Source organism: Streptomyces sp. SX-6 (assembly GCF_059089585.1).
Map to the genome: position 1 here is coordinate 46,890 of NZ_JBTHHU010000037.1, position 19,501 is coordinate 66,390.

Annotated in this window: 14 protein-coding genes; 10 read left to right on the forward strand and 4 right to left on the reverse strand. The window is 69.5% G+C overall.

Translation table 11 applies throughout. The annotated features are described in order from the left end of the window. The first annotated feature begins 347 nt into the window (after positions 1–347). Complete coding sequence (locus ACV530_RS31115; RefSeq protein WP_494336020.1) at positions 348–2,603, forward strand: MMPL family transporter; 2,256 nt, start codon at positions 348–350, stop codon at positions 2,601–2,603. A gap of 1 nt (position 2,604) precedes the next feature. Here the strand turns inward: ACV530_RS31115 and ACV530_RS31120 are convergent, their stop codons facing one another. The 3 genes from ACV530_RS31120 to eccCa all read right to left on the reverse strand — a co-directional run bounded on the left by ACV530_RS31120 (position 2,605) and on the right by eccCa (position 7,747). Next, complete coding sequence (locus ACV530_RS31120; protein WP_494336009.1) at positions 2,605–2,982, reverse strand: hypothetical protein; 378 nt, start codon at positions 2,980–2,982, stop codon at positions 2,605–2,607. A gap of 39 nt (positions 2,983–3,021) precedes the next feature. Beyond that, a complete protein-coding gene (locus tag ACV530_RS31125) occupies positions 3,022–3,657 on the reverse strand; it encodes a DUF998 domain-containing protein (protein WP_494336010.1) in 636 nt (211 codons plus the stop codon). Between the two features lie 94 nt (positions 3,658–3,751). Continuing rightward, positions 3,752–7,747 (reverse strand): type VII secretion protein EccCa, encoded by a 3,996-nt coding sequence (gene eccCa, locus ACV530_RS31130; RefSeq protein WP_494336011.1) that lies wholly within the window; start codon positions 7,745–7,747, stop codon positions 3,752–3,754. Between the two features lie 184 nt (positions 7,748–7,931). Here eccCa and eccD point away from each other — a divergent pair, with 184 nt between their 5' ends. The 6 genes from eccD to ACV530_RS31160 all read left to right on the forward strand — a co-directional run bounded on the left by eccD (position 7,932) and on the right by ACV530_RS31160 (position 14,962). Then, positions 7,932–9,398, forward strand: a complete 1,467-nt coding sequence (gene eccD, locus ACV530_RS31135) for a type VII secretion integral membrane protein EccD (RefSeq protein WP_494336012.1) — start codon at positions 7,932–7,934, stop codon at positions 9,396–9,398. Positions 9,399–9,569: 171 nt separating this feature from the next. Then, complete coding sequence (gene rpsO, locus ACV530_RS31140) at positions 9,570–9,857, forward strand: 30S ribosomal protein S15 (protein ID WP_168094146.1); 288 nt, start codon at positions 9,570–9,572, stop codon at positions 9,855–9,857. A 252-nt stretch (positions 9,858–10,109) separates the two neighbouring features. Continuing rightward, on the forward strand, positions 10,110–12,335 hold the full coding sequence (locus ACV530_RS31145) for a polyribonucleotide nucleotidyltransferase (protein ID WP_494336021.1): 2,226 nt from the start codon (positions 10,110–10,112) through the stop codon (positions 12,333–12,335). Next, positions 12,332–13,711 carry a M16 family metallopeptidase gene (locus ACV530_RS31150; protein WP_494336013.1) on the forward strand — a complete coding sequence of 460 codons (1,380 nt, stop codon included), beginning with the start codon at positions 12,332–12,334 and terminating at the stop codon, positions 13,709–13,711. The genes ACV530_RS31145 and ACV530_RS31150 overlap by 4 nt, the downstream gene beginning before the upstream one ends. Positions 13,712–13,746: 35 nt before the next feature. After that, on the forward strand, positions 13,747–14,499 hold the full coding sequence (dapB, locus tag ACV530_RS31155) for a 4-hydroxy-tetrahydrodipicolinate reductase (RefSeq protein ID WP_494336014.1): 753 nt from the start codon (positions 13,747–13,749) through the stop codon (positions 14,497–14,499). A gap of 4 nt (positions 14,500–14,503) precedes the next feature. Beyond that, on the forward strand, positions 14,504–14,962 hold the full coding sequence (locus ACV530_RS31160) for a hypothetical protein (protein WP_494336015.1): 459 nt from the start codon (positions 14,504–14,506) through the stop codon (positions 14,960–14,962). Positions 14,963–15,024: 62 nt separating this feature from the next. On the opposite strand, the gene ACV530_RS31165 is transcribed toward ACV530_RS31160, so the two are convergent. After that, a complete protein-coding gene (locus tag ACV530_RS31165; RefSeq protein WP_494336016.1) occupies positions 15,025–15,282 on the reverse strand; it encodes a hypothetical protein in 258 nt (85 codons plus the stop codon). Positions 15,283–15,469: 187 nt separating this feature from the next. Between ACV530_RS31165 and thyX the strand changes: the two genes are divergently transcribed. The 3 genes from thyX to ACV530_RS31180 all read left to right on the forward strand — a co-directional run bounded on the left by thyX (position 15,470) and on the right by ACV530_RS31180 (position 19,124). Beyond that, positions 15,470–16,231 carry an FAD-dependent thymidylate synthase gene (gene thyX / locus ACV530_RS31170; RefSeq protein ID WP_494336017.1) on the forward strand — a complete coding sequence of 254 codons (762 nt, stop codon included), beginning with the start codon at positions 15,470–15,472 and terminating at the stop codon, positions 16,229–16,231. Positions 16,232–16,395: 164 nt separating this feature from the next. Then, positions 16,396–17,295: a 4-hydroxy-tetrahydrodipicolinate synthase gene (gene dapA / locus ACV530_RS31175; protein WP_494336018.1), complete on the forward strand. Its 900-nt coding sequence runs from the start codon at positions 16,396–16,398 to the stop codon at positions 17,293–17,295. Between the two features lie 143 nt (positions 17,296–17,438). After that, positions 17,439–19,124 (forward strand): ribonuclease J, encoded by a 1,686-nt coding sequence (locus ACV530_RS31180; protein ID WP_494336019.1) that lies wholly within the window; start codon positions 17,439–17,441, stop codon positions 19,122–19,124. Positions 19,125–19,501: the final 377 nt, after the last annotated feature.

Below are 19,501 nucleotides of genomic sequence, written 5' to 3' on the forward strand. Positions count from 1 at the left end.
AAACGGGATATGTCACGACTTGTAACGTAACCAACTCACCGCTGACATGTCGTCAGCTTGTTGTCAAAGGGGCTCCACCCACATGCTCCTCACGTCGGCAGCGAGGTCAGCTCTTCAGCCCGGGGCGGTAGAGGAACAGGGCGCCGCGCACTACCGAGGCGATGCCGAGATGCTGCTTCTCCCGCAACGAGCACGCTGTGGTTGGTCATCTCGTGGAGCCCTTGGCGTGGACGCGTTGGCCAAGGCCCGGCTGGGCGCTGGCCACGGTCTCCGGGCATCTCTCGCCGCAGAGGCACCCGTAGCCACCATCTCCAATGAGCCGAAGTCACTCGTTCACCGGCGTGGACATGCCGTATCGGGCTGTCGGGCTTTTACTGGCCTCGGGCCCTGTAAGCGACCGGCGGAGGCGAGCGCGCGTGCCCGGTGAGGCGAGTGCGGAACCGCCGGTGCAGGGGTGGCTGTGGCGGGTGGGGGAGTGGTGCGCGCGGCGGTTTGTTGTGGTGATCGTGCTGTGGGTGGTCGCCGTGGGTGGGTTGCATGGGGTGGACAGGGCGTTCGGTGGGGCGTTTTCCGACAACCTCACGCTCCCCGGTACGCAGTCGGTGCGGGGGCTGGACGTGCTCAAGGCGCACGATCCAGCGGCTGGCGGGTACAGCGCGCCGGTGGTGCTGCATGACGGTGCGGAGCCGCTCGTTGATGTGGCCGGGCCGGTGGGGAAGGCGGTGGCCCGGCTGCGGCGGCTGCCGCATGTGCTTGCGGTGACGAGTCCGCTGGCGGGCGGCGCGCAGGCGGGTGCGTTGTCGGGGGATGGGAAGACCGGTTACATCACGGTGCGGTTCGACACCACGCCCCTGCTGCTGAGCCAGAAGTATTTGGACGGCGTCGACCGGGCCGTTGCGCCCTTGCGGGCAGCGGGTGTGCAGGTGGAGTACGGCGGGGCGCTCGGCGAGTTGGCGCGGCCGTTGCCGGATGACCGGGTCAGTGAGCTCATCGGGTTCGGTGCGGCGGTGGTGGTGCTGTTGGGTGGGTTCGGCAGCGTACTGGCCGCGGGGGTGCCGTTGCTCACGGCGATCGTCGGCATTGCCGCCGGGCTTGCCTGTCTGGGGCTGTTGGCGGCCGCGTTCACCTTTTCCACCGTGTCGCCGACGCTGGCCACCATGATCGGGCTGGGGGTGGGCATCGACTACGCGCTCTTTCTCCTCACCCGCCACCGGCAGAACGTGATGGACGGCATGGACCCCGCCGTCAGTGCGGGGCGGGCTGTGGCCACCAGCGGGCGGGCCGTGCTGGCCTCCGGCTGCACCGTCATCATCGCCCTGGCCGGGCTGTGGGCCTGCGGCATCTCCTTCGTCGGGAAGCTCGGTACTGCCGCCGCCATCACCGTCGTTACCGCCGTACTCAGCGCCCTCACGCTCGTACCTGCCCTGCTCGGGCTGATCGGGCGGCGCATCGACCGCTACCGCGTACGCACCCCGGTCGCCGAGCGGGCGCCCGACAGCGGCGGGATGGGCTGGCACCGGTATGCCCAGCGCGTGGAGCGTCGGCCCTGGTGGTTCCTGGCCCTCGGCACCGTCATCGTCGGCATCCTCGCCATCCCGCTGTTCTCGATGCGGCTCGGGCACATCGGCGACGGCGCCGACCCGACCAGCTTCACCGATCGCCGCGCCTTCGATCTGATGTCCTCCGCCTTCGGGCCCGGCTCCAACGGCCCGTTGACGGTCGTCGTCGACGGGACCGCGGTGCCGCCCGCCGACTGGAACAGCCTTGTCCGGAAGGTCAGTGGGGCACTCGCCCACCTACCCGGGGCCGCAAGCGTCAGCCCCTTGTACACCACCCCCGACGGCGATGTCCTGACCTCCACCGTCGTCCCCACGACCTCGCCCCAGGACGCCGCCACCACCACGCTGGTCGACCACCTCAAGGGGACCGTTCTGCCCAAGGCCCTCTCCGGCACCGCCGCCCACGGCTATGTCACCGGCACCACAGCCATCCAGGTCGACTTCATCGACCTGCTCGCCAGCCGTCTCCCGCTCATCATCGCGGTCGTCGTCTGCCTGGCCTTCCTCATCATCCTCACCGTCTTCCACGGCGTACCGGTGGCGCTCAAAGCCGCCGTGCTCAACGTGGCGTCGATTGCCGCCTCTTATGGCGTCGTTGTCGCCGTCTTCCAGTGGGGGTGGGGCGGGCCCGCTCTCGGCGTCAACGGGAAAGTGCCCATCGAGAGCTTCGTACCGATGATGATGTTCGCCATCGTCTTCGGCCTGAGCATGGACTACGAGATCTTCCTGCTCTCCCGTGTCCAGGAAGCGTGGTTGCGTGGGGTGGACCCGCGCGACTGCGTCGCCCACGCCCTGGAGATGACCGCACGCGTGATCACCTGCGCCGCGCTCATCATGGCCAGCGTCTTCGCCGCCTTCATCGTCAGCGAGAACGTCATCGTGAAGATGCTCGGGCTGGGCCTGGCCGTCAGCGTCCTCATCGACGCGACCGTCATCCGCCTCCTGCTGGTCCCCGCGACCATGACGCTGCTCGGCAGCAGCAACTGGTGGGCTCCGCGGTGGCTCGAACGGATCCTGCCCCGCATCGATACCGAAGGGCGGTAACTTACGAGCGGGGGCACAAGCCCCGTGCGGTGCCGATGATTTGTGCCGTCTGCTTCGGGGTGATGGCCAGTTCCTTCATGGTCTTCTTGGCCTGGTCGCCGATGAGCTTGCCCCGGGCGACACAGAACGCATTGCCATGGGACACGAGATCGTCATCACTGATGCGCGCCATGTCCGGATAGTTGTCCCGGATGGTCTTCAGGTAGAGCGCGGACGCCAGCTTCGTCATCTTGGGGGTTTCCGTGAAACCGGCCGACGGGCTCGCGGAGGGGGAAGCAGTGGACGGTGCCGCCGAGGTGCTGGAGGAGCTGCATGCCGATGTGCCGAGTGCGGCGGCGGTGGCGAGGCAAAGGGCGAGCAGGGGCAGGCGCTTGTACATGAATCTCCTGGTGCATAGGTAAGCGAGGGATATTCTCACCTATGTCCGAGGTGTCCGCTGAAACAGGCGATAGGCGCCCGCGCCGAGCACCCACAGCAGAATGGGAAACGCCGCGACCCGCTCCATGCCGCCCATGCCGAGCCCGAGATAGTGCTCGGAGAGAAACAGCCCGCAAGCCGCGATCGCCACAACGCCCAGCAGGCGCGTCCCCCAGCGCAGAGGGCCCGGAACACGCTCCGCGAGGCCGAATCCCGCCAGCAGAAGGCCTATGTTGCCCGTTCCCATGATGAGCAGGGCACCCAGCGCGTGCTGGTTCTCATTGACGTCTGCGGGCGCCAGCCCGGCCAGTACGAATCCCACCCCGGCGCCGGCGAGGAGAATCCGGGCCACGGTGGCGGCCGTACCCCTGCGCCACAGCGAGCCCGTGAGAGCGGCGCCGACGATGAGCAGCGCTCCCAGGGCGATGAACGAGCCGTTCATCAGGCCGTGTTCGGGCGAGCATATGTACCGCGGCTCGGGATCAGGCTGTATGGCGCAGTGGGCGTTCCCCAAGTCGCTGATGTTGTTCCGCGCCCAGCTGTACGGCCGTTCCCAGGCCGATTCGACGACCACGTGGAACACGAAGAACTGTGCTACGCCCGTGATCCATGCGACGTATCCGATTCGATCTTTCACGGGGAACAGCGGATCACGCGGCGTCGGCCCCGGGCACTCCTGCCGGCCTCCGGAACGGGGGTGGGGAAATCCCCACCCCCGTATCCGTCATCCGTCACTGCTCCGGCGGTACCCAGCCCACCTGCACCAGCGGAGTGCCCCGCTTGCGGGAGACGAAGTAGCCGCGGCCCGGCGGCATCGGGCGGGGGCGGACGCCGCCCATCAGGTCGCCCTCGCTCGGGTCGCCGGAGAGGACGATGCCCTGGGCGCCGAGTTCCTTGATGCGCTGCATGAAGGACTCGTACATGGACCGGGAAGCACCCGCCGAGCTGCGCGTGATGATGAAGCGGACACCGACATCACGTGCGAACGGGAGGTTCTCCGTGAGCACCGCCATCGGATTCCCACCGCTCGTGGCGATGAGTTCGTAGTCGTCGACGAACACGAAGAACTGCGGGCCCGTCCACCAACTCCGGTCGCGCAATTGCTGCGGGGTGATGTCGGGTTGGGGTGCCCGGCGTTCCATCAAGCCGTTGATGGCGTTCATGTGGACCGTCATGGAGGAGGCGGTCGGCGCGTACTCCAGAAGGTGGCCGGCGGGGACGACGTCCAGCAGGGTGCGCCGGTAGTCGCCGACGACGATGCGGGCCTCCTCCGGGGTGTACCGCTCCGTGATCTGCTTGGCGAGCAGGCGCAGCAACGCCGTCTTACCGGATTCGCTCTCGCCGAAGACGAGGAAGAACGGGTCGGTCTCGAAGTCGACGAAGACGGGCGCGAGATTGGTCTCGTCGAGGCCGATGGCCACGCCGTGCTGCGGGTATTCGAAGCCCTTCGGAAGTTCGTCGGCGCGCAGGCGGCGCGGCAGGAGACGGACCCGGGGGGCGCTGGGGCCCTGCCAGGCGGCGTTGACGGCACGGATCATTTCCGCCGTCGCGTCCGTCATGGTGTCGGGGTCGCAGTCGGAGTCGATGCGGGGCTGGCCGCCCATGAAGTGGAGCTTCTCCGGGAGCTGGCCCCGGCCGGGGACACCCGCCGGGACGTTCGCCGCGACCTTGCGGTCGAACTCGGAGTCCATGGGGTCGCCGAGGCGCAGCTCCAGGCGGCCCAGGAGCTGGTCCTTGAGGGAGGCGCGGACCTCCATGTTGCGGGAGGCGGTGATGATGACGTGCACGCCGTAGCCCAGACCGCGCCCGGCGATGTCGGTGACGATGGCCTCCTGCAGGTCGTACTCCTGCCGGAAGGCGCCCCAGCCGTCGACGATGAGGAAGACGTCGCCCCAGTCCTGGTCCGCGAACTGGCCCGCGGCCCGGCCCCGTCGGTAGGTGGCGATGGAGTCGATGCTGTTGGCGCGGAAGTACTCCTCGCGGCGGGCCAGGATGCCCGCCACCTCGGCGACCGTACGGCGCACCCGCTCCGGGTCGAGGCGGGAGGCGACGCCGCCGACGTGCGGCAGGTCGGCGACGGCGCTCAGGCCGCCGCCGCCGAAGTCGAGCCCGTAGAACTGGACTTCGGCCGGGGTGTGGGTGAGGGCGAAGGAGCTGACGAGCGTCCGCATGAGCGTGGACTTGCCGGACTGCGGGCCGCCGACGACGAGCATGTGGCCCGCCGCGCCGGAGAAGTCGCGGTACAGGACGTCGCGTCGCTGCTCGAAGGGCTTGTCGATGAGGCCGAGCGGCACGACGAGCTGGCCCAGGCGCGGGTAGTCGGGCGCGGTCAGGCCGCGTCCCTCCACCACGGCCAGCGGCGGCAGCAGCTGGTCCGCCGACGGTGCGGTGTCGAGCGGCGGCAGCCAGACCTGGTGGGCCGCCGGGCCCTGGCCCTCGATCCTGCGGACGACGACGTCGAGGACCGTGTCGGCGAGCGCGTCGTCCCCCTTGGCGCTGTTGCCGGAAAGCAACTCGCTCGGGTCCGGGGTGGTGTAGGTGACCGGCACCGGTTCGGCGGTGAACCGGACGGGCCGCAGCTCGATCGGCAGCGGTCCGCTGTCGGGGTGGGCGGCGGTCGTGCCCGTGCGGTACGTACCCGACACGTACGCCGCCTTGAAGCGCGTCATCTCGTCCGTGCCGAACTTGAGGTAGCCCGAGCCCGGCACGGACGGCAGGTGGTACGCGTCGGGCACGCCCAGGGCCGTACGGGACTCGGCGGCCGAGAAGGTGCGCAGACCGATGCGGTAGGAGAGGTACGTCTCCAGGCCGCGGAGCCGGCCCTCCTCCAGGCGCTGCGAGGCGAGCAACAGGTGCACGCCCAGCGATCGGCCGATGCGGCCGATCTGGATGAACATGTCGATGAAGTCCGGCTTGGCGGTGAGCAGCTCGCTGAACTCGTCGATGACCAGGACCAGGGAGGCGAGTGGTTCGAGTGGTGCGCCTGCCGCCCGGGCCTTCTCGTAGTCGTGCATGTTGGCGTAGTTGCCCGCCGACTTCAGCAGCTCCTGGCGGCGCTGCAGTTCACCGGTGATCGAGTCGCGCATGCGGTCGACGAGGGTGAGGTCGTCCGCGAGGTTGGTGATCACGGCCGCGACGTGCGGCAGTTCCGACATGCCGGCGAAGGTGGCGCCGCCCTTGAAGTCCGCGAGGACGAAGTTGAGGTTCTCGGAGGAGTGGGTGACCGCCAGGCCCAGCACCAGGGTGCGCAGGAGCTCGGACTTGCCGGAACCGGTCGCGCCGACGCACAGGCCGTGCGGGCCCATGCCCTCCTGCGCGGCCTCCTTCAGGTCGAGCATCACGGGCGCGCCGGACTCGTCCACGCCGATCGGTACGCGCAGCCGCTCGGCGATGGACCGCGGACGCCAGGTCCGCGTCACGTCCACCGAGCCCGCGTCGCCGAGGCCCAGCAGGTCGGTGAAGTCCAGGTTGGCGAGCAGCGGTTCGTCGTCGTCACCGCCGCTGCCCATGCGCAGCGGGGCGAGCTGCCGGGCCAGCGACTCGGCGGCCTCGGCGGACAGGGTGTCCGGTACGCCGTCGTACGAGGCGACCTGCGACAGCAGTTGCAGCTTCCCGGGGTGGACGACGACGGACAGACCGCCGCGCAGTTCGTCCAGTTCGCCCGGAATCACCTCGATGATGGTGACGCCCTGGAGGCCCTCGGGAGCGGCGAACGCCGAGTCCGGCGGCACCAGTCCGCCGGCCAGCAGGACCACGATGTGGGGCTGGTCGAGCACCGGCTGCCCGTCGCGGCTGAAGCGCGTACGGCCCTCGAGGCGGGGGCCCAGCAGGCCCTCGAGCTCGCCGAGGTCGTCGCCGATCAGCCGCCGGGTGCCCGCGCCGTCGAGGGTGCCCGGCACCTGGACGTGCGGCAGCCACTTCGCCCACTCCCAGTGCTCGGCGGCGCCGCGTGCCGTGACGACCACGACGACGAGGTCCTCCGGCGAGTGCAGCGTCGCGAGCTGGGCGACGAGCGCACGTGCCGTGCCGCGCACCGTCTCCGGTGCGCCGGAGAGCGTCACGTGGTAGAAGGCGCGCAGGGACAGCGCGAGCGGCATCCCGCCCAGCGTCCCGTGCGTGGCCAGGAATTGCTGCATGGCGCCCGCCGTCAGCGGCTCCAGCTCGTCGACCGGCGCCGTCTCGGGGGCCACGAGCGCCGTGGCGAGCTGCTGGGAGCCCAGGCCGATGCGGACCTGCCCGAAGTCGTCGTCGCCGACCCGCCGTTCCCACACCCGGCCGGGCGTCTCGCCGCCGACCCGGGTGGCCGTCGCCTCGGCGACCACCGACCACAGCTGGTCGGGCGCGGGGTGCAGATAGAACTGGGAGGCGCGCTGCGCCCGGGCCGTGCGCCACACGGTCCTGCGCGTCTGGGAAAGGTACTTGAGGTAGTCGCGGCGCATGTCCGACATCTGCCCCTGCGAGCCCTGACGGTGCCTGATGAACATCGCGACCGTCATGCCCGCGGTCGACACCATCATCATGGCGCCCATGATCTTCATCATCGGGGCGGCGCCCGGCATGAAGAAATAGACCATCGACGAAGCCATGCCGAGCGTCGGCAGCAACTGCATCAGCACGCTCTCCTGACGCCCCCGGGGGAGCTCGGGAGGCGCTTGCAGGCGCACTTCCTCGCTCGGCACCTCCGGCGGGAGAGCGCGCGGTTGGCGCTTGACGACGACTTGGCTCACCGGATGCTTCAACCCCTCCGCACGGCAAGGACAGTTCTGATCCGCCGCCCCTTCGGCGATGGCTCCCTGCGCGAACGGCGATCCTATCGACGTACGCATCGGCGGCCCCGATAGGGTGGCCGCCGCGCGCAAGCACGAGCGAAGACGCGAGCGAAGAACAGATCTAGCCCAGGGGGCCCCGAAGGTGAGTACGTCCGCTACGACCGGCTTCTGCAGAGTGACTGTCGTCGCACCGGACAGCCGGATCGATGTCGCTCTGCCCGAGGACATCGCCGTCGCCGACGTGTATCCGGAGATCCTGCGCCTGAGCGGGCAGACCCAGCCCGCCGGCGCCCCCACCGGCTACCACCTCGTCCGCCGCGACGGCGCCGTCCTCGACGGCTCCCGCTCGCTCGCGGCCCAGCGCGTCCTTGACGGCGAGCTGCTGTCGCTGCGCCCCTTCGCCGAGTCGCTGCCGCCCGCCGTCTTCGACGACGTGTCCGACGCGGTCGCCTCCGCCGTCACCCGCGACCGCACCCTGTGGAACGACCGGCTCCTGCGCGCCTGCGGCCTGTTCGGCGGTGCGCTGCTGCTCGTCCTCATGGCCTTCCTGCTGTGGTTCGCCGACCCGGTCAGGCACGACATGCACGGGCTGCCGGGCATCATCGCCGCCTCAGTCGGCGTCCTGCTGACCGCGCTCGCCGGGGTACGGGTCCGGGTCTACGAGGACCGCACCTCCGCCGTGGCCCTCGGCCTGGCCGCCCTGCCGCACCTGATGGTCGCGGGCTCCGGCATCCTCGCCCTGGACAAGGGGGACGGCATCGGCCGGCTCCAGTTCCTGCTCGGCTGCGTCACGGTGCTCGTCGCCTCCGTCGCGCTCGTCGCCCTCATGCCGGGCGGCGACGCCCCCTTCGTCGCCGCTGTGCTGGCCTCGGCCACCGGCACCCTCGCCTCCTTCGGCGCGATCCTCACCGGCGCCAGCCCGACCGGCACCGCCGCCGTCTGCGCCGTCGTCGCGATCGGCGCCATCGCCTTCCTGCCGGGCCTCTCCGCACGCGTCGCCCGCCTGCCCATCGGCTACGCCGCCCCGCGCTCCGCCGCCGCGGACGGCCCCGACGGCGAGCCCTCGGCCGCCACCGCCACCCCCGTCGACGCCGACCGGATCGCCGACCGGGCCCGGCGCGGCCACGAGATGCTGCTCGGCCTCGTCGGCGGCTGCAGCGCCGTCGTCGTCGGAGCCGCCGCCGTGCTCGGCTTCTCCGACAACATCTGGGGCCAGCTCCTCGCTCTCGCCTCCGGCCTCGCGATGCTGCTGCGCGCCCGCCTCTTCCGCTACACCGCCCAGGTCGCCGCGGTGCTCGGCGCCGGCCTCGCCGCGCTGGCCCTGCTCGTCCTCGGCCTGTCCCTGAACCCGCCCGTCTCGGCCCTCCGGTCGCTCGTCCAGAACGACCACGGCCCGCTCGACATCCGTACGCTCTGGCTCGCCGCCTCCGTCGCCGCGGGCGCCACCCTGCTCACCGCCGTCGCGCTGATCGTCCCCCGGAAGGGTCTGTCACCCTTTTGGGGGCGTCTGAGCGACATCGCCGAGAGCGCCTTCCTGCTCGCCCTGGTGCCGCTGTGCCTCGCCACGCTTGACGTGTACGCCTCGGTCAGGGGTCTGACGGGGAGCTGACCGGGCCGGTAGCGGGTGCTGGTACTCTGTGTGACGGCCGTTTGTGTACGCGCCCCCGGAATGCTCTGGGGACAGCGCCCAGCGGACCCCGCCTCCCGAGTAACGGAAGCTCCCCTGAGATCGAGACCAGGGGCACTCGGTGGCTGAAAAAAGACTCAGAAGGAGTACCGCGTGTCGCTCGACGCCGCTACGAAGAAGCAGATCATGGCCGAGTTCGCCACCAAGGAGGGCGACACCGGCTCCCCCGAGGTCCAGGTCGCGATGCTCACCCGCCGCATCTCGGACCTGACCGAGCACCTGAAGATGCACAAGCACGACCACCACTCCCGTCGTGGTCTGCTGCTCCTGGTCGGTCAGCGCCGCCGGCTGCTGCAGTACCTGGCCAAGAAGGACATCACGCGCTTCCGCGCCCTGGTCGAGCGCCTCGGCATCCGCCGCGGTGCGGCCGGCGCCAAGTAAGACGTCGTGAAGGGAGCGGTTCCCACCTTTGGGGGCCGCTCCCTTTGCGTATCTCGTGGGAAGCAGAAGCTTTGTAGTCTGGTCCCACAACGCAAGACCGTATGAGGAGGAGCGCTCCGCTCGCCGCCGGTCCTCGGTAGTGGCCCCCGGATCAGGGAAATCCGGGTGCTTCGATCGAAGACCGGCCAGCACAGCGCCCTCCGCCACCGCCCCCGCCACACGGGCAGGGGCGCAGACGAGGAGATATCCCTGGTGGAGAACGAGACCCACTACGCCGAGGCCGTCATCGACAACGGCGCCTTCGGCACCCGCACCATCCGCTTCGAGACGGGCCGCCTGGCCAAGCAGGCCGCCGGCTCCGCCGTCGCGTACCTGGACGACGACACCATGGTGCTGTCGGCCACCACCGCCTCCAAGACCCCGAAGGACCAGCTGGACTTCTTCCCGCTGACCGTCGACGTCGAGGAGCGGATGTACGCCGCCGGGAAGATCCCCGGTTCCTTCTTCCGCCGTGAGGGCCGCCCCTCCGAGGACGCGATCCTCACCTGCCGCCTGATCGACCGCCCGCTGCGCCCGTCCTTCAAGAAGGGCCTGCGCAACGAGATCCAGATCGTCGAGACGATCATGGCGCTCAACCCCGACCACCTCTACGACGTGGTCGCGATCAACGCCGCCTCCTGCTCCACGCAGCTCGCGGGCCTGCCCTTCTCCGGCCCCGTCGGCGGCACCCGCGTCGCCCTGATCAAGGGCCAGTGGGTGGCGTTCCCGACCCACACCGAGCTCGAGGACGCCGTCTTCGACATGGTCGTGGCCGGCCGCGTCCTGCCGGACGGCGACGTCGCGATCATGATGGTCGAGGCCGAGGCCACCGAGAAGACCATCCAGATGGTCAAGGATGGCGCCGAGGCTCCGACCGAGGAGGTCGTCGCCGCCGGTCTCGAGGCCGCGAAGCCCTTCATCAAGGTCCTGTGCAAGGCCCAGGCCGACCTCGCCGCCAAGGCCGCCAAGCCGACCGGCGACTTCCCGGTCTTCCTCGACTACCAGGACGACGTCCTGGAGGCGCTGACCGCCGCCGTCAAGACCGAGCTCTCCCAGGCGCTCACCATCGCCGGCAAGCAGGAGCGCGAGGCCGAGCTGGACCGCGTCAAGGCTGTGGCCGCCGAGAAGCTCCTGCCGGAGTTCGAGGGCCGCGAGAAGGAGATCTCCGCCGCGTACCGCTCCCTGACCAAGTCCCTGGTCCGCGAGCGCGTCATCAAGGAGAAGAAGCGCATCGACGGCCGCGGTGTCACCGACATCCGCACGCTGGCCGCCGAGGTCGAGGCCATCCCGCGCGTGCACGGCTCGGCGCTGTTCGAGCGCGGCGAGACCCAGATCCTGGGTGTCACCACGCTGAACATGCTGCGCATGGAGCAGCAGCTCGACACCCTCTCCCCGGTGACGCGCAAGCGCTACATGCACAACTACAACTTCCCGCCGTACTCCGTCGGTGAGACGGGCCGCGTCGGCTCCCCGAAGCGCCGCGAGATCGGCCACGGCGCCCTGGCCGAGCGTGCGCTCATGCCGGTGCTGCCGACCCGCGAGGAGTTCCCGTACGCCATCCGCCAGGTCTCCGAGGCGCTCGGCTCCAACGGCTCGACCTCCATGGGCTCGGTCTGCGCCTCCACCATGTCGCTGCTGAACGCCGGTGTGCCGCTCAAGGCCCCCGTCGCCGGTATCGCCATGGGCCTGATCTCCCAGGAGATCGACGGCAAGACCCACTACGTCGCCCTCACCGACATCCTCGGTGCGGAGGACGCGTTCGGTGACATGGACTTCAAGGTCGCCGGCACCAAGGAGTTCGTGACCGCGCTCCAGCTCGACACCAAGCTCGACGGCATCCCCGCCTCGGTCCTGGCCGCCGCGCTGAAGCAGGCCCGCGACGCCCGCCTGCACATCCTCGACGTGATGATGGAGGCCATCGACCGTCCGGACGAGATGTCCCCGCACGCCCCGCGGATCATCACCGTCAAGATCCCGGTGGACAAGATCGGTGAGGTCATCGGCCCCAAGGGCAAGATGATCAACCAGATCCAGGAGGACACCGGCGCCGAGATCACGATCGAGGACGACGGCACCATCTACATCGGTGCCGCCGACGGCCCCTCCGCCGAGGCCGCCCGCACCACGATCAACAGCATCGCCAACCCGACCATGCCGGAGGTCGGCGAGCGCTACCTGGGTACGGTCGTCAAGACCACCACCTTCGGTGCCTTCGTCTCCCTCATGCCGGGCAAGGACGGCCTGCTGCACATCTCGCAGATCCGCAAGCTCGCCGGCGGCAAGCGCGTGGAGAACGTCGAGGACGTGCTCGGCGTCGGCGCCAAGGTGCAGGTCGAGATCGCGGAGATCGACCAGCGCGGCAAGCTCTCGCTGATCCCCGTGATCGAGGGCGAGGACGAGAAGAACGAGACCGAGACCAAGGACGAGTCCGCCAAGTGACGTCCCGTAGTCCACGGAAGACGGCCCGCACCTCTTCGGAGGGGCGGGCCGTCGCCCGTACCCAAACGCTTCTCAAGGGCGAGAACGGCATCGGTACGGTTCGCAAGACCACGCTTCCGGGCGGTCTGCGCGTCGTGACCGAGACCCTGCCGTCCGTGCGCTCCGCGACCTTCGGCATCTGGGTGGGTGTCGGCTCCCGCGACGAGACCCCGACGCTCAACGGCGCCACCCACTACCTGGAGCACCTGCTCTTCAAGGGCACGGCCAAGCGCAGCGCGCTCGACATCTCGGCCGCCATCGACGCGGTCGGCGGCGAGATGAACGCGTTCACGGCCAAGGAGTACACGTGCTACTACGCGCGTGTCCTCGACACCGACCTGCCGCTCGCCATCGACGTGGTCTGTGACATGCTCACCGGCTCGCTCATCGAGGCCGCGGACGTCGACGCCGAGCGCGGCGTGATCCTCGAAGAGATCGCGATGACCGAGGACGACCCCGGCGACTGCGTGCACGACCTGTTCGCGCACACCATGCTGGGCGACACCCCCCTCGGCCGCCCGGTGCTGGGCACTGTCGACACGATCAACGCCCTGGGCCGCGACCAGATCGCCCGCTTCTACCGGAAGCACTACGACCCGACCCACCTGGTCGTCGCCGCCGCGGGCAACGTCGACCACGCCAAGGTCGTCCGCCAGGTGCGTGCCGCGTTCGAGAAGGCCGGGGCGCTGTCCCGGGCGGACGCGCTCCCCGTCGCCCCGCGCGCCGGTGCCCGTGCGATCCGTACGGCCGGGCGCGTGGAGCTGCTGGGCCGCAAGACCGAGCAGGCGCACGTCGTCCTCGGCATGCCGGGCCTGGCCCGTACCGACGACCGCCGCTGGGCGGTCAGCGTGCTCAACACCGCGCTGGGCGGCGGCATGAGCTCGAGGCTGTTCCAGGAGGTCCGCGAGAAGCGCGGGCTGGCGTACTCCGTCTACTCCTACACCTCGGGCTTCGCCGACTGCGGCCTCTTCGGCGTCTACGCCGGCTGCCGCCCGAACCAGGTCCACGACGTGCTGAGGATCTGCCGCGACGAACTGGACAAGGTCGCCTCGGAGGGTCTGTCGGACGAGGAGATCGGGCGCGCCATCGGGCAGTTGGCCGGTTCGACCGTGCTGGGCCTCGAGGACACGGGCGCGCTGATGAACCGCATCGGCAAGAGCGAGCTGTGCTGGGGCGAGCAGATGTCGGTCGACGACATGCTGGCCCGCATCTCGGCCGTCACCCCGGACGACGTCCGCGCGGTGGCCCGCGATGTACTGGGACAGCGTCCCTCGCTGTCCGTCATCGGCCCGCTGAAGGACAAGCAGGCGGACCGCCTGCACGAAGCCGTCGCCTAATTCACGTTGGCCTAATTCACGAAGGATCGAGCACGATGAGCAAGCTGCGCGTGGCCGTCATCGGCGCCCAGGGCCGGATCGGTTCCGAGGCGGTACGAGCGGTGGAGGCCGCCGATGACATGGAGCTGGTGGCCGCACTGGGCCGGGGCGACGGGCTGGAGACGCTGACCGAGGCGGGAGCCCAGGTCGCGGTCGAGCTGACGCACCCCGACGCGGTGATGGGCAACCTCGAGTTCTGCGTCGCCAACGGCATCCACGGTGTGGTCGGCACCACCGGCTGGACCGAGGAACGCCTGACGCAGCTGCGCTCCTGGCTCGCCGCGTCGCCCTCGACGGGCGTGCTCATCGCGCCGAACTTCTCCATCGGCGCCGTGCTGACCATGAGCTTCGCCCAGCAGGCGGCGCGCTACTTCGAGTCCGTCGAGGTCGTCGAGCTGCACCACACGGGCAAGGCCGACGCCCCCTCCGGCACCGCGACCCGCACCGCCCAGCTGATCGCGGCGGCGCGGGAGAACGCCGGGCTGCCGCGCCAGCAGGACCCGACCACGCACGGCCTTCCGGGCGCGCGGGGTGCCGACGTCGACGGGGTGCCGGTGCACGCCGTACGGCTGCGGGGGCTGCTCGCGCACCAGGAGGTGCTCTTCGGCGACACCGGGGAGACGCTCACCATCCGCCACGACTCGCTGCACCACAGCTGCTTCATGCCGGGCATCCTGCTCGGCGCGCGGCGCGTGGTGAACACTCCCGGGCTGACGTTCGGGCTGGAACACTTCCTGGATCTGGGCTGAGCGCATGCGTGCAAAGATCGTCTATTTCGCCCTGGCCGCCGTCCTGGTCGTCTACTTCGTCCTGGTCGGCAGCCGCGGCATCATGCTGATCCAGCAGGGCACGGCGATCACGGTCGCCTTCGGCATCGCGGTGCTGGTCCTGCCGTTCCTCGGCGCGTGGTTCCTGTACCAGACCACCAAGTTCGCCCGTGACGCCAACCGGCTCGCGAAGGAGCTGGAGGCCGAGGGCGGCCTGCCGGTCGACGAGCTCGTACGGACCCCGAGCGGCCGTATCGACCGCGATTCCGCGGACGAGGTCTTCGCCCGTCGCCGGGCCGAGACGGAGAAGACGCCGGGGGACTGGCGCTCCTGGTTCCGGCTGGCCGTCGCCTATCACGACGCGCGGGACACCCCGCGGGCCCGCAAGGCCATGCAGCGGGCGATCGCGCTGCACGACGGAAGGCCCGTGCGCGGCGCGGCCTGACACCGTAGCCGGTATGCCGAAGGCCCGGTCACCCCATGGGGTGACCGGGCCTTCGGCGTCGGTCAACGGCTGTCGGAAGCCTGGGACTTCTGAGTGTGCTGGGCTGCACTCGTGTCCAGTGCCGGGATGCCGAACAGCAGCGCTCCGACCAGCCCCGCGGTGACCGTCAGCCCCACGAGCACCCGGCCGGCCAGCTGGGACCGGCTCGCGCGATCTCGGGGCGGCGGCGTGACGTTGCTGCGGTAGCGCTCTGCCTCGACGACAAAGGCAAACGGCACGGACTCTCCCGTGGGGGCCACGGGCTCTCGCCGGCGGAACATGAGGGGCTCTCCTAGGAACCTCGAAGTGGGCACTGTCACTCGTAAGGACGCTTCACAGCCCTCTCTGGTGCCCGTTTTCGCCAAACTTCTGTGAAAAATATCAACTGCCGTGGGCCGACGGCCGTCGGGAGCGTGGTGGGCGGGCCGGGTGTCAGTGGGGGCCCGTAGGCTTGGCGCCGCCCGAGCAATGCAATTGGAAGGACCGCCGGTGACCGACAGCACCACCGAGGACGCCAAGCCCACGTTCCGCAGCGACGTGACCGTCCAGCTGGTCAAGCACAGCGCGGCCGACACGGACGTCCTGTGGGCGGCTCGCGTCTCCACGGCCGGCGAGCAGTCCCTGGAGGAGATCAGCAAGGACCCGGAGCGGTCCAAGGGGCTCATCAACTACCTGATGCGCGACCGCCACGGCAGCCCCTTCGAGCACAACTCGATGACCTTCTTCATCAGCGCCCCGATCTTCGTGTTCCGCGAGTTCATGCGCCACCGCGTCGGCTGGTCGTACAACGAGGAGTCCGGCCGCTACCGGGAGCTCGAGCCGGTGTTCTACGTCCCGGGCGAGTCGCGCAAGCTGGTCCAGGAGGGCCGCCCCGGCAAGTACGTCTTCGTCGAGGGCACCCCGGCGCAGCACGAGCTGACCGGCCGCGTGATGGAGAGCTCCTACCGCGACGCGTACGAGGCGTACCAGGAGATGCTGGCCGCGGGCGTCGCCCGCGAGGTCGCGCGCTCGGTGCTGCCGGTCGGCCTGTTCTCCTCGATGTACGCCACGTGCAACGCCCGCTCGCTCATGCACTTCCTCGGCCTGCGCACCCAGCATGAGCTGGCGAAGGTCCCCTCCTTCCCGCAGCGCGAGATCGAGATGGTGGGCGAGAAGATGGAGGCGGAGTGGGCCAGGCTCATGCCGCTGACCCACGAGGCGTTCAACAAGAACGGCCGCGTCGCCCCGTAGGGCTACGCAGGGAAGATTGTCCGGATTGCGATATTTGGTCGTCTTCACTTAGCCTGAATAAACGGACCCGGCACTGTTTGAACCCCCGAGCAGGCAGTGCCGGGATCCTCTTACGCACTCCCCGACGGAGTACCTCACGGTGAGCAACGAGTAGCGTGGCCCCCATGGCTCCGATCTCCACACCGCACACGCCCTTCGGGCGCGTCCTGACCGCGATGGTCACGCCGTTCCACGCCGACGGCTCGCTCGACCTCGACGGCGCGCAGCGGCTTGCCGCACATCTGGTGGACGCAGGCAACGACGGCCTGATCGTCAACGGCACCACCGGTGAGTCCCCGACCACCAGTGACGCGGAGAAAGCCCAGCTCGTACGGGCCGTGGTGGAGGCCGTGGGCGACCGTGCCCACGTCGTCGCAGGAGCCGGCACCAACGACACGCACCACAGCACCGAGCTGGCCCGCGCCGCGGAGAAGGCCGGCGCTCACGGCCTGCTGGCGGTCACGCCGTACTACAACAAGCCCCCGCAGGAGGGGCTGCGCCGGCACTTCACCGCGATCGCCGACGCCACCGGTCTCCCGGTGATGCTCTACGACATCCCCGGGCGCAGCGGGGTCGCGATCGACACCGAGACGATGGTCAGGCTCGCGGAGCACCCGCGGATCGTGGCCAACAAGGACGCCAAGGGCGACCTCGGCGCCGCGAGCTGGGCCATCGCCCGCAGCGGCCTGGCCTGGTACTCCGGCGACGACATGCTCAACCTGCCGCTGCTGTCGGTCGGCGCCGCCGGTTTCGTCTCCGTCGTGGGCCACCTCGTCGCACCGGAGCTGCGCGCGATGCTCGAGGCCCACCTCGCCGGGGACGTGTCCCGGGCGACGGCCCTCCACCAGAAGCTGCTCCCGGTCTTCACGGGCATGTTCCGCGCCCAGGGCGTGATGACGACCAAGCGCGCGCTCGCCCTGAAGGGCCTGCCCGCGGGACCGCTGCGCCTGCCCCTCGTCGAGCTCGGTCCCGAGGAGACCGAGCAGCTCAAGCGCGATCTCTCGGCCGGCGGGGTACAGCTCTAGCACCGGGCGAACCCAGATCGCGCACGCGGCGTGACGCGCCGCACACAGACTTCACAACTGAACACCGAACAACTGCAAGTGCACAAATGTCACGCGCGCCATGTGTCCCAGCGACATATGGCGTGTGTGGTGAGGAGAGTCTTTTGAGCCACCCGCACCCTGAACTCGGTCCCCCGCCGAAGCTGCCCGAGGGCGGACTCCGTGTCACCCCGCTCGGCGGTCTCGGCGAGATCGGCCGCAACATGACGGTCTTCGAGTACGGCGGCCGTCTGCTGATCGTCGACTGCGGAGTGCTCTTCCCCGAGGAGGAGCAGCCCGGAGTTGATCTGATCCTGCCGGACTTCACGTCCATCCGTGACCGCCTCGATGACATCGAGGGCATCGTGCTCACGCACGGCCACGAGGATCACATCGGCGGCGTTCCGTACCTGCTCCGGGAGAAGCCGGACATCCCGCTGATCGGCTCCAAGCTGACCCTCGCGCTGATCGAGGCCAAGCTGCAGGAGCACCGCATCCGCCCGTACACCCTCGAGGTCACGGAGGGGCACCGCGAGAAGATCGGTCCCTTCGACTGCGAGTTCGTGGCCGTCAACCACTCGATCCCGGACGCGCTGGCCGTCGCCATCCGCACCCCGGCGGGCATGGCGGTGCACACCGGTGACTTCAAGATGGACCAGCTGCCGCTGGACCGTCGCCTCACCGACCTGCCGGCCTTCGCCCGGCTCGGCGAGGAGGGCATCGACCTGCTGCTGGTGGACTCCACCAATGCCGAGGTCCCCGGCTTCGTCCCGCCGGAGCGCGACATCTCCAACGTGCTGCGGCAGGTCTTCGCCGGTGCGCAGAAGCGCATCATCGTGGCCAGCTTCGCCAGCCACGTCCACCGCATCCAGCAGATCCTGGACGCCGCGCATGAGTACGGCCGCCGGGTCGCGTTCGTCGGCCGCTCCATGGTCCGCAACATGGGCATCGCCCGTGACCTGGGCTATCTGCGGGTGCCGGCCGGGCTCGTCGTCGACGTCAGGGCGCTGGAGGATCTGCCCGACGAAGAGGTCGTGCTCGTCTGCACGGGCTCGCAGGGCGAGCCGATGGCCGCGCTGTCGCGCATGGCCAACCGCGATCACCAGATCCGCATCGTCCAGGGCGACACCGTGATCCTCGCGTCGTCGCTCATCCCGGGCAACGAGAACGCGGTCTACCGCGTGATCAACGGCCTGACCCGATGGGGCGCGAACGTCGTGCACAAGGGCAACGCCCGGGTGCACGTCTCCGGGCATGCCTCCGCCGGCGAGCTGCTGTACTTCTACAACATCTGCAAGCCGCGCAACCTGATGCCCGTCCACGGCGAATGGCGCCACCTGCGCGCCAACGCCGAGCTCGGCGCGCTGACCGGCATCCCGAAGGACCACATCGTGATCGCCGAGGACGGCGTCGTGGTGGACCTGGTGAAGGGCTCCGCCCGGATCGTCGGCAAGGTCCAGGCCGGGTACGTCTACGTGGACGGCCTCTCGGTCGGCGATGTCACGGAGGCGTCCCTCAAGGACCGCCGGATCCTCGGGGACGAGGGCATCATCTCGGTCTACGTGGTCGTCGACAGCACGACGGGCAAGGTCGTCAGCGGTCCCCAGATCCAGGCACGCGGCTCGGGCATCGAGGACAGCGCGTTCAACGCGGTCGTCCCGAAGATCGAGGAGGCCATCGCCAAGGCCGCCGCGGACGGCGTCGCGGAACCGCACCAGCTCCAGCAGCTCGTCCGCCGCTCGGTGGGCAAGTGGGTCTCGGACAGCTACCGCCGTCGCCCGATGATCCTCCCTGTCGTCGTCGAGGTCTGACGTCGCGTCAGCCGTATGGACGGCCGCCCCGGCACCGATTTGCATCCGGGCGCGGCCGTCCAGTACGTTTACGGCTCCACCGCAGCGGGAACCCGGCAGCACTTAGAGTGCGAAGGATCTTCCGCAGGCGAGGGAAAACCGACCGAATCGAATCTGATAAAGTCGGGGAAGCCCGGTCCGACAGGGCGCCGGAAAAGAAATCCGAACCGGAAACGGCGAGGAAATCGGATCTGGTAAGGTTGGAAACAACGAAGGGAAGCGCCCGGAGGAAAGCCCGAGAGGGTGAGTACAAAGGAAGCGTTCGTTCCTTGAGAACTCAACAGCGTGCCAAAAGTCAACGCCAGACTATAAAACAACCCCGTCCCCTTGTGGGATGA

Bases quoted from the DNA above. Each gene is read 5' to 3' on its own strand.
- ACV530_RS31120 (WP_494336009.1), bottom strand. From the start codon at position 2,982: ATGTACAAGCGCCTGCCCCTGCTCGCCCTTTGCCTCGCCACCGCCGCC.
- ACV530_RS31165 (WP_494336016.1), bottom strand. From the start codon at position 15,282: ATGTTCCGCCGGCGAGAGCCCGTGGCCCCCACGGGAGAGTCCGTGCCG.
- ACV530_RS31160 (WP_494336015.1), top strand. From the start codon at position 14,504: ATGCGTGCAAAGATCGTCTATTTCGCCCTGGCCGCCGTCCTGGTCGTC.
- dapA (WP_494336018.1), top strand. From the start codon at position 16,396: ATGGCTCCGATCTCCACACCGCACACGCCCTTCGGGCGCGTCCTGACC.
- dapB (WP_494336014.1), top strand. From the start codon at position 13,747: ATGAGCAAGCTGCGCGTGGCCGTCATCGGCGCCCAGGGCCGGATCGGT.
- thyX (WP_494336017.1), top strand. From the start codon at position 15,470: ATGCAATTGGAAGGACCGCCGGTGACCGACAGCACCACCGAGGACGCC.
- ACV530_RS31115 (WP_494336020.1), top strand. From the start codon at position 348: ATGCCGTATCGGGCTGTCGGGCTTTTACTGGCCTCGGGCCCTGTAAGC.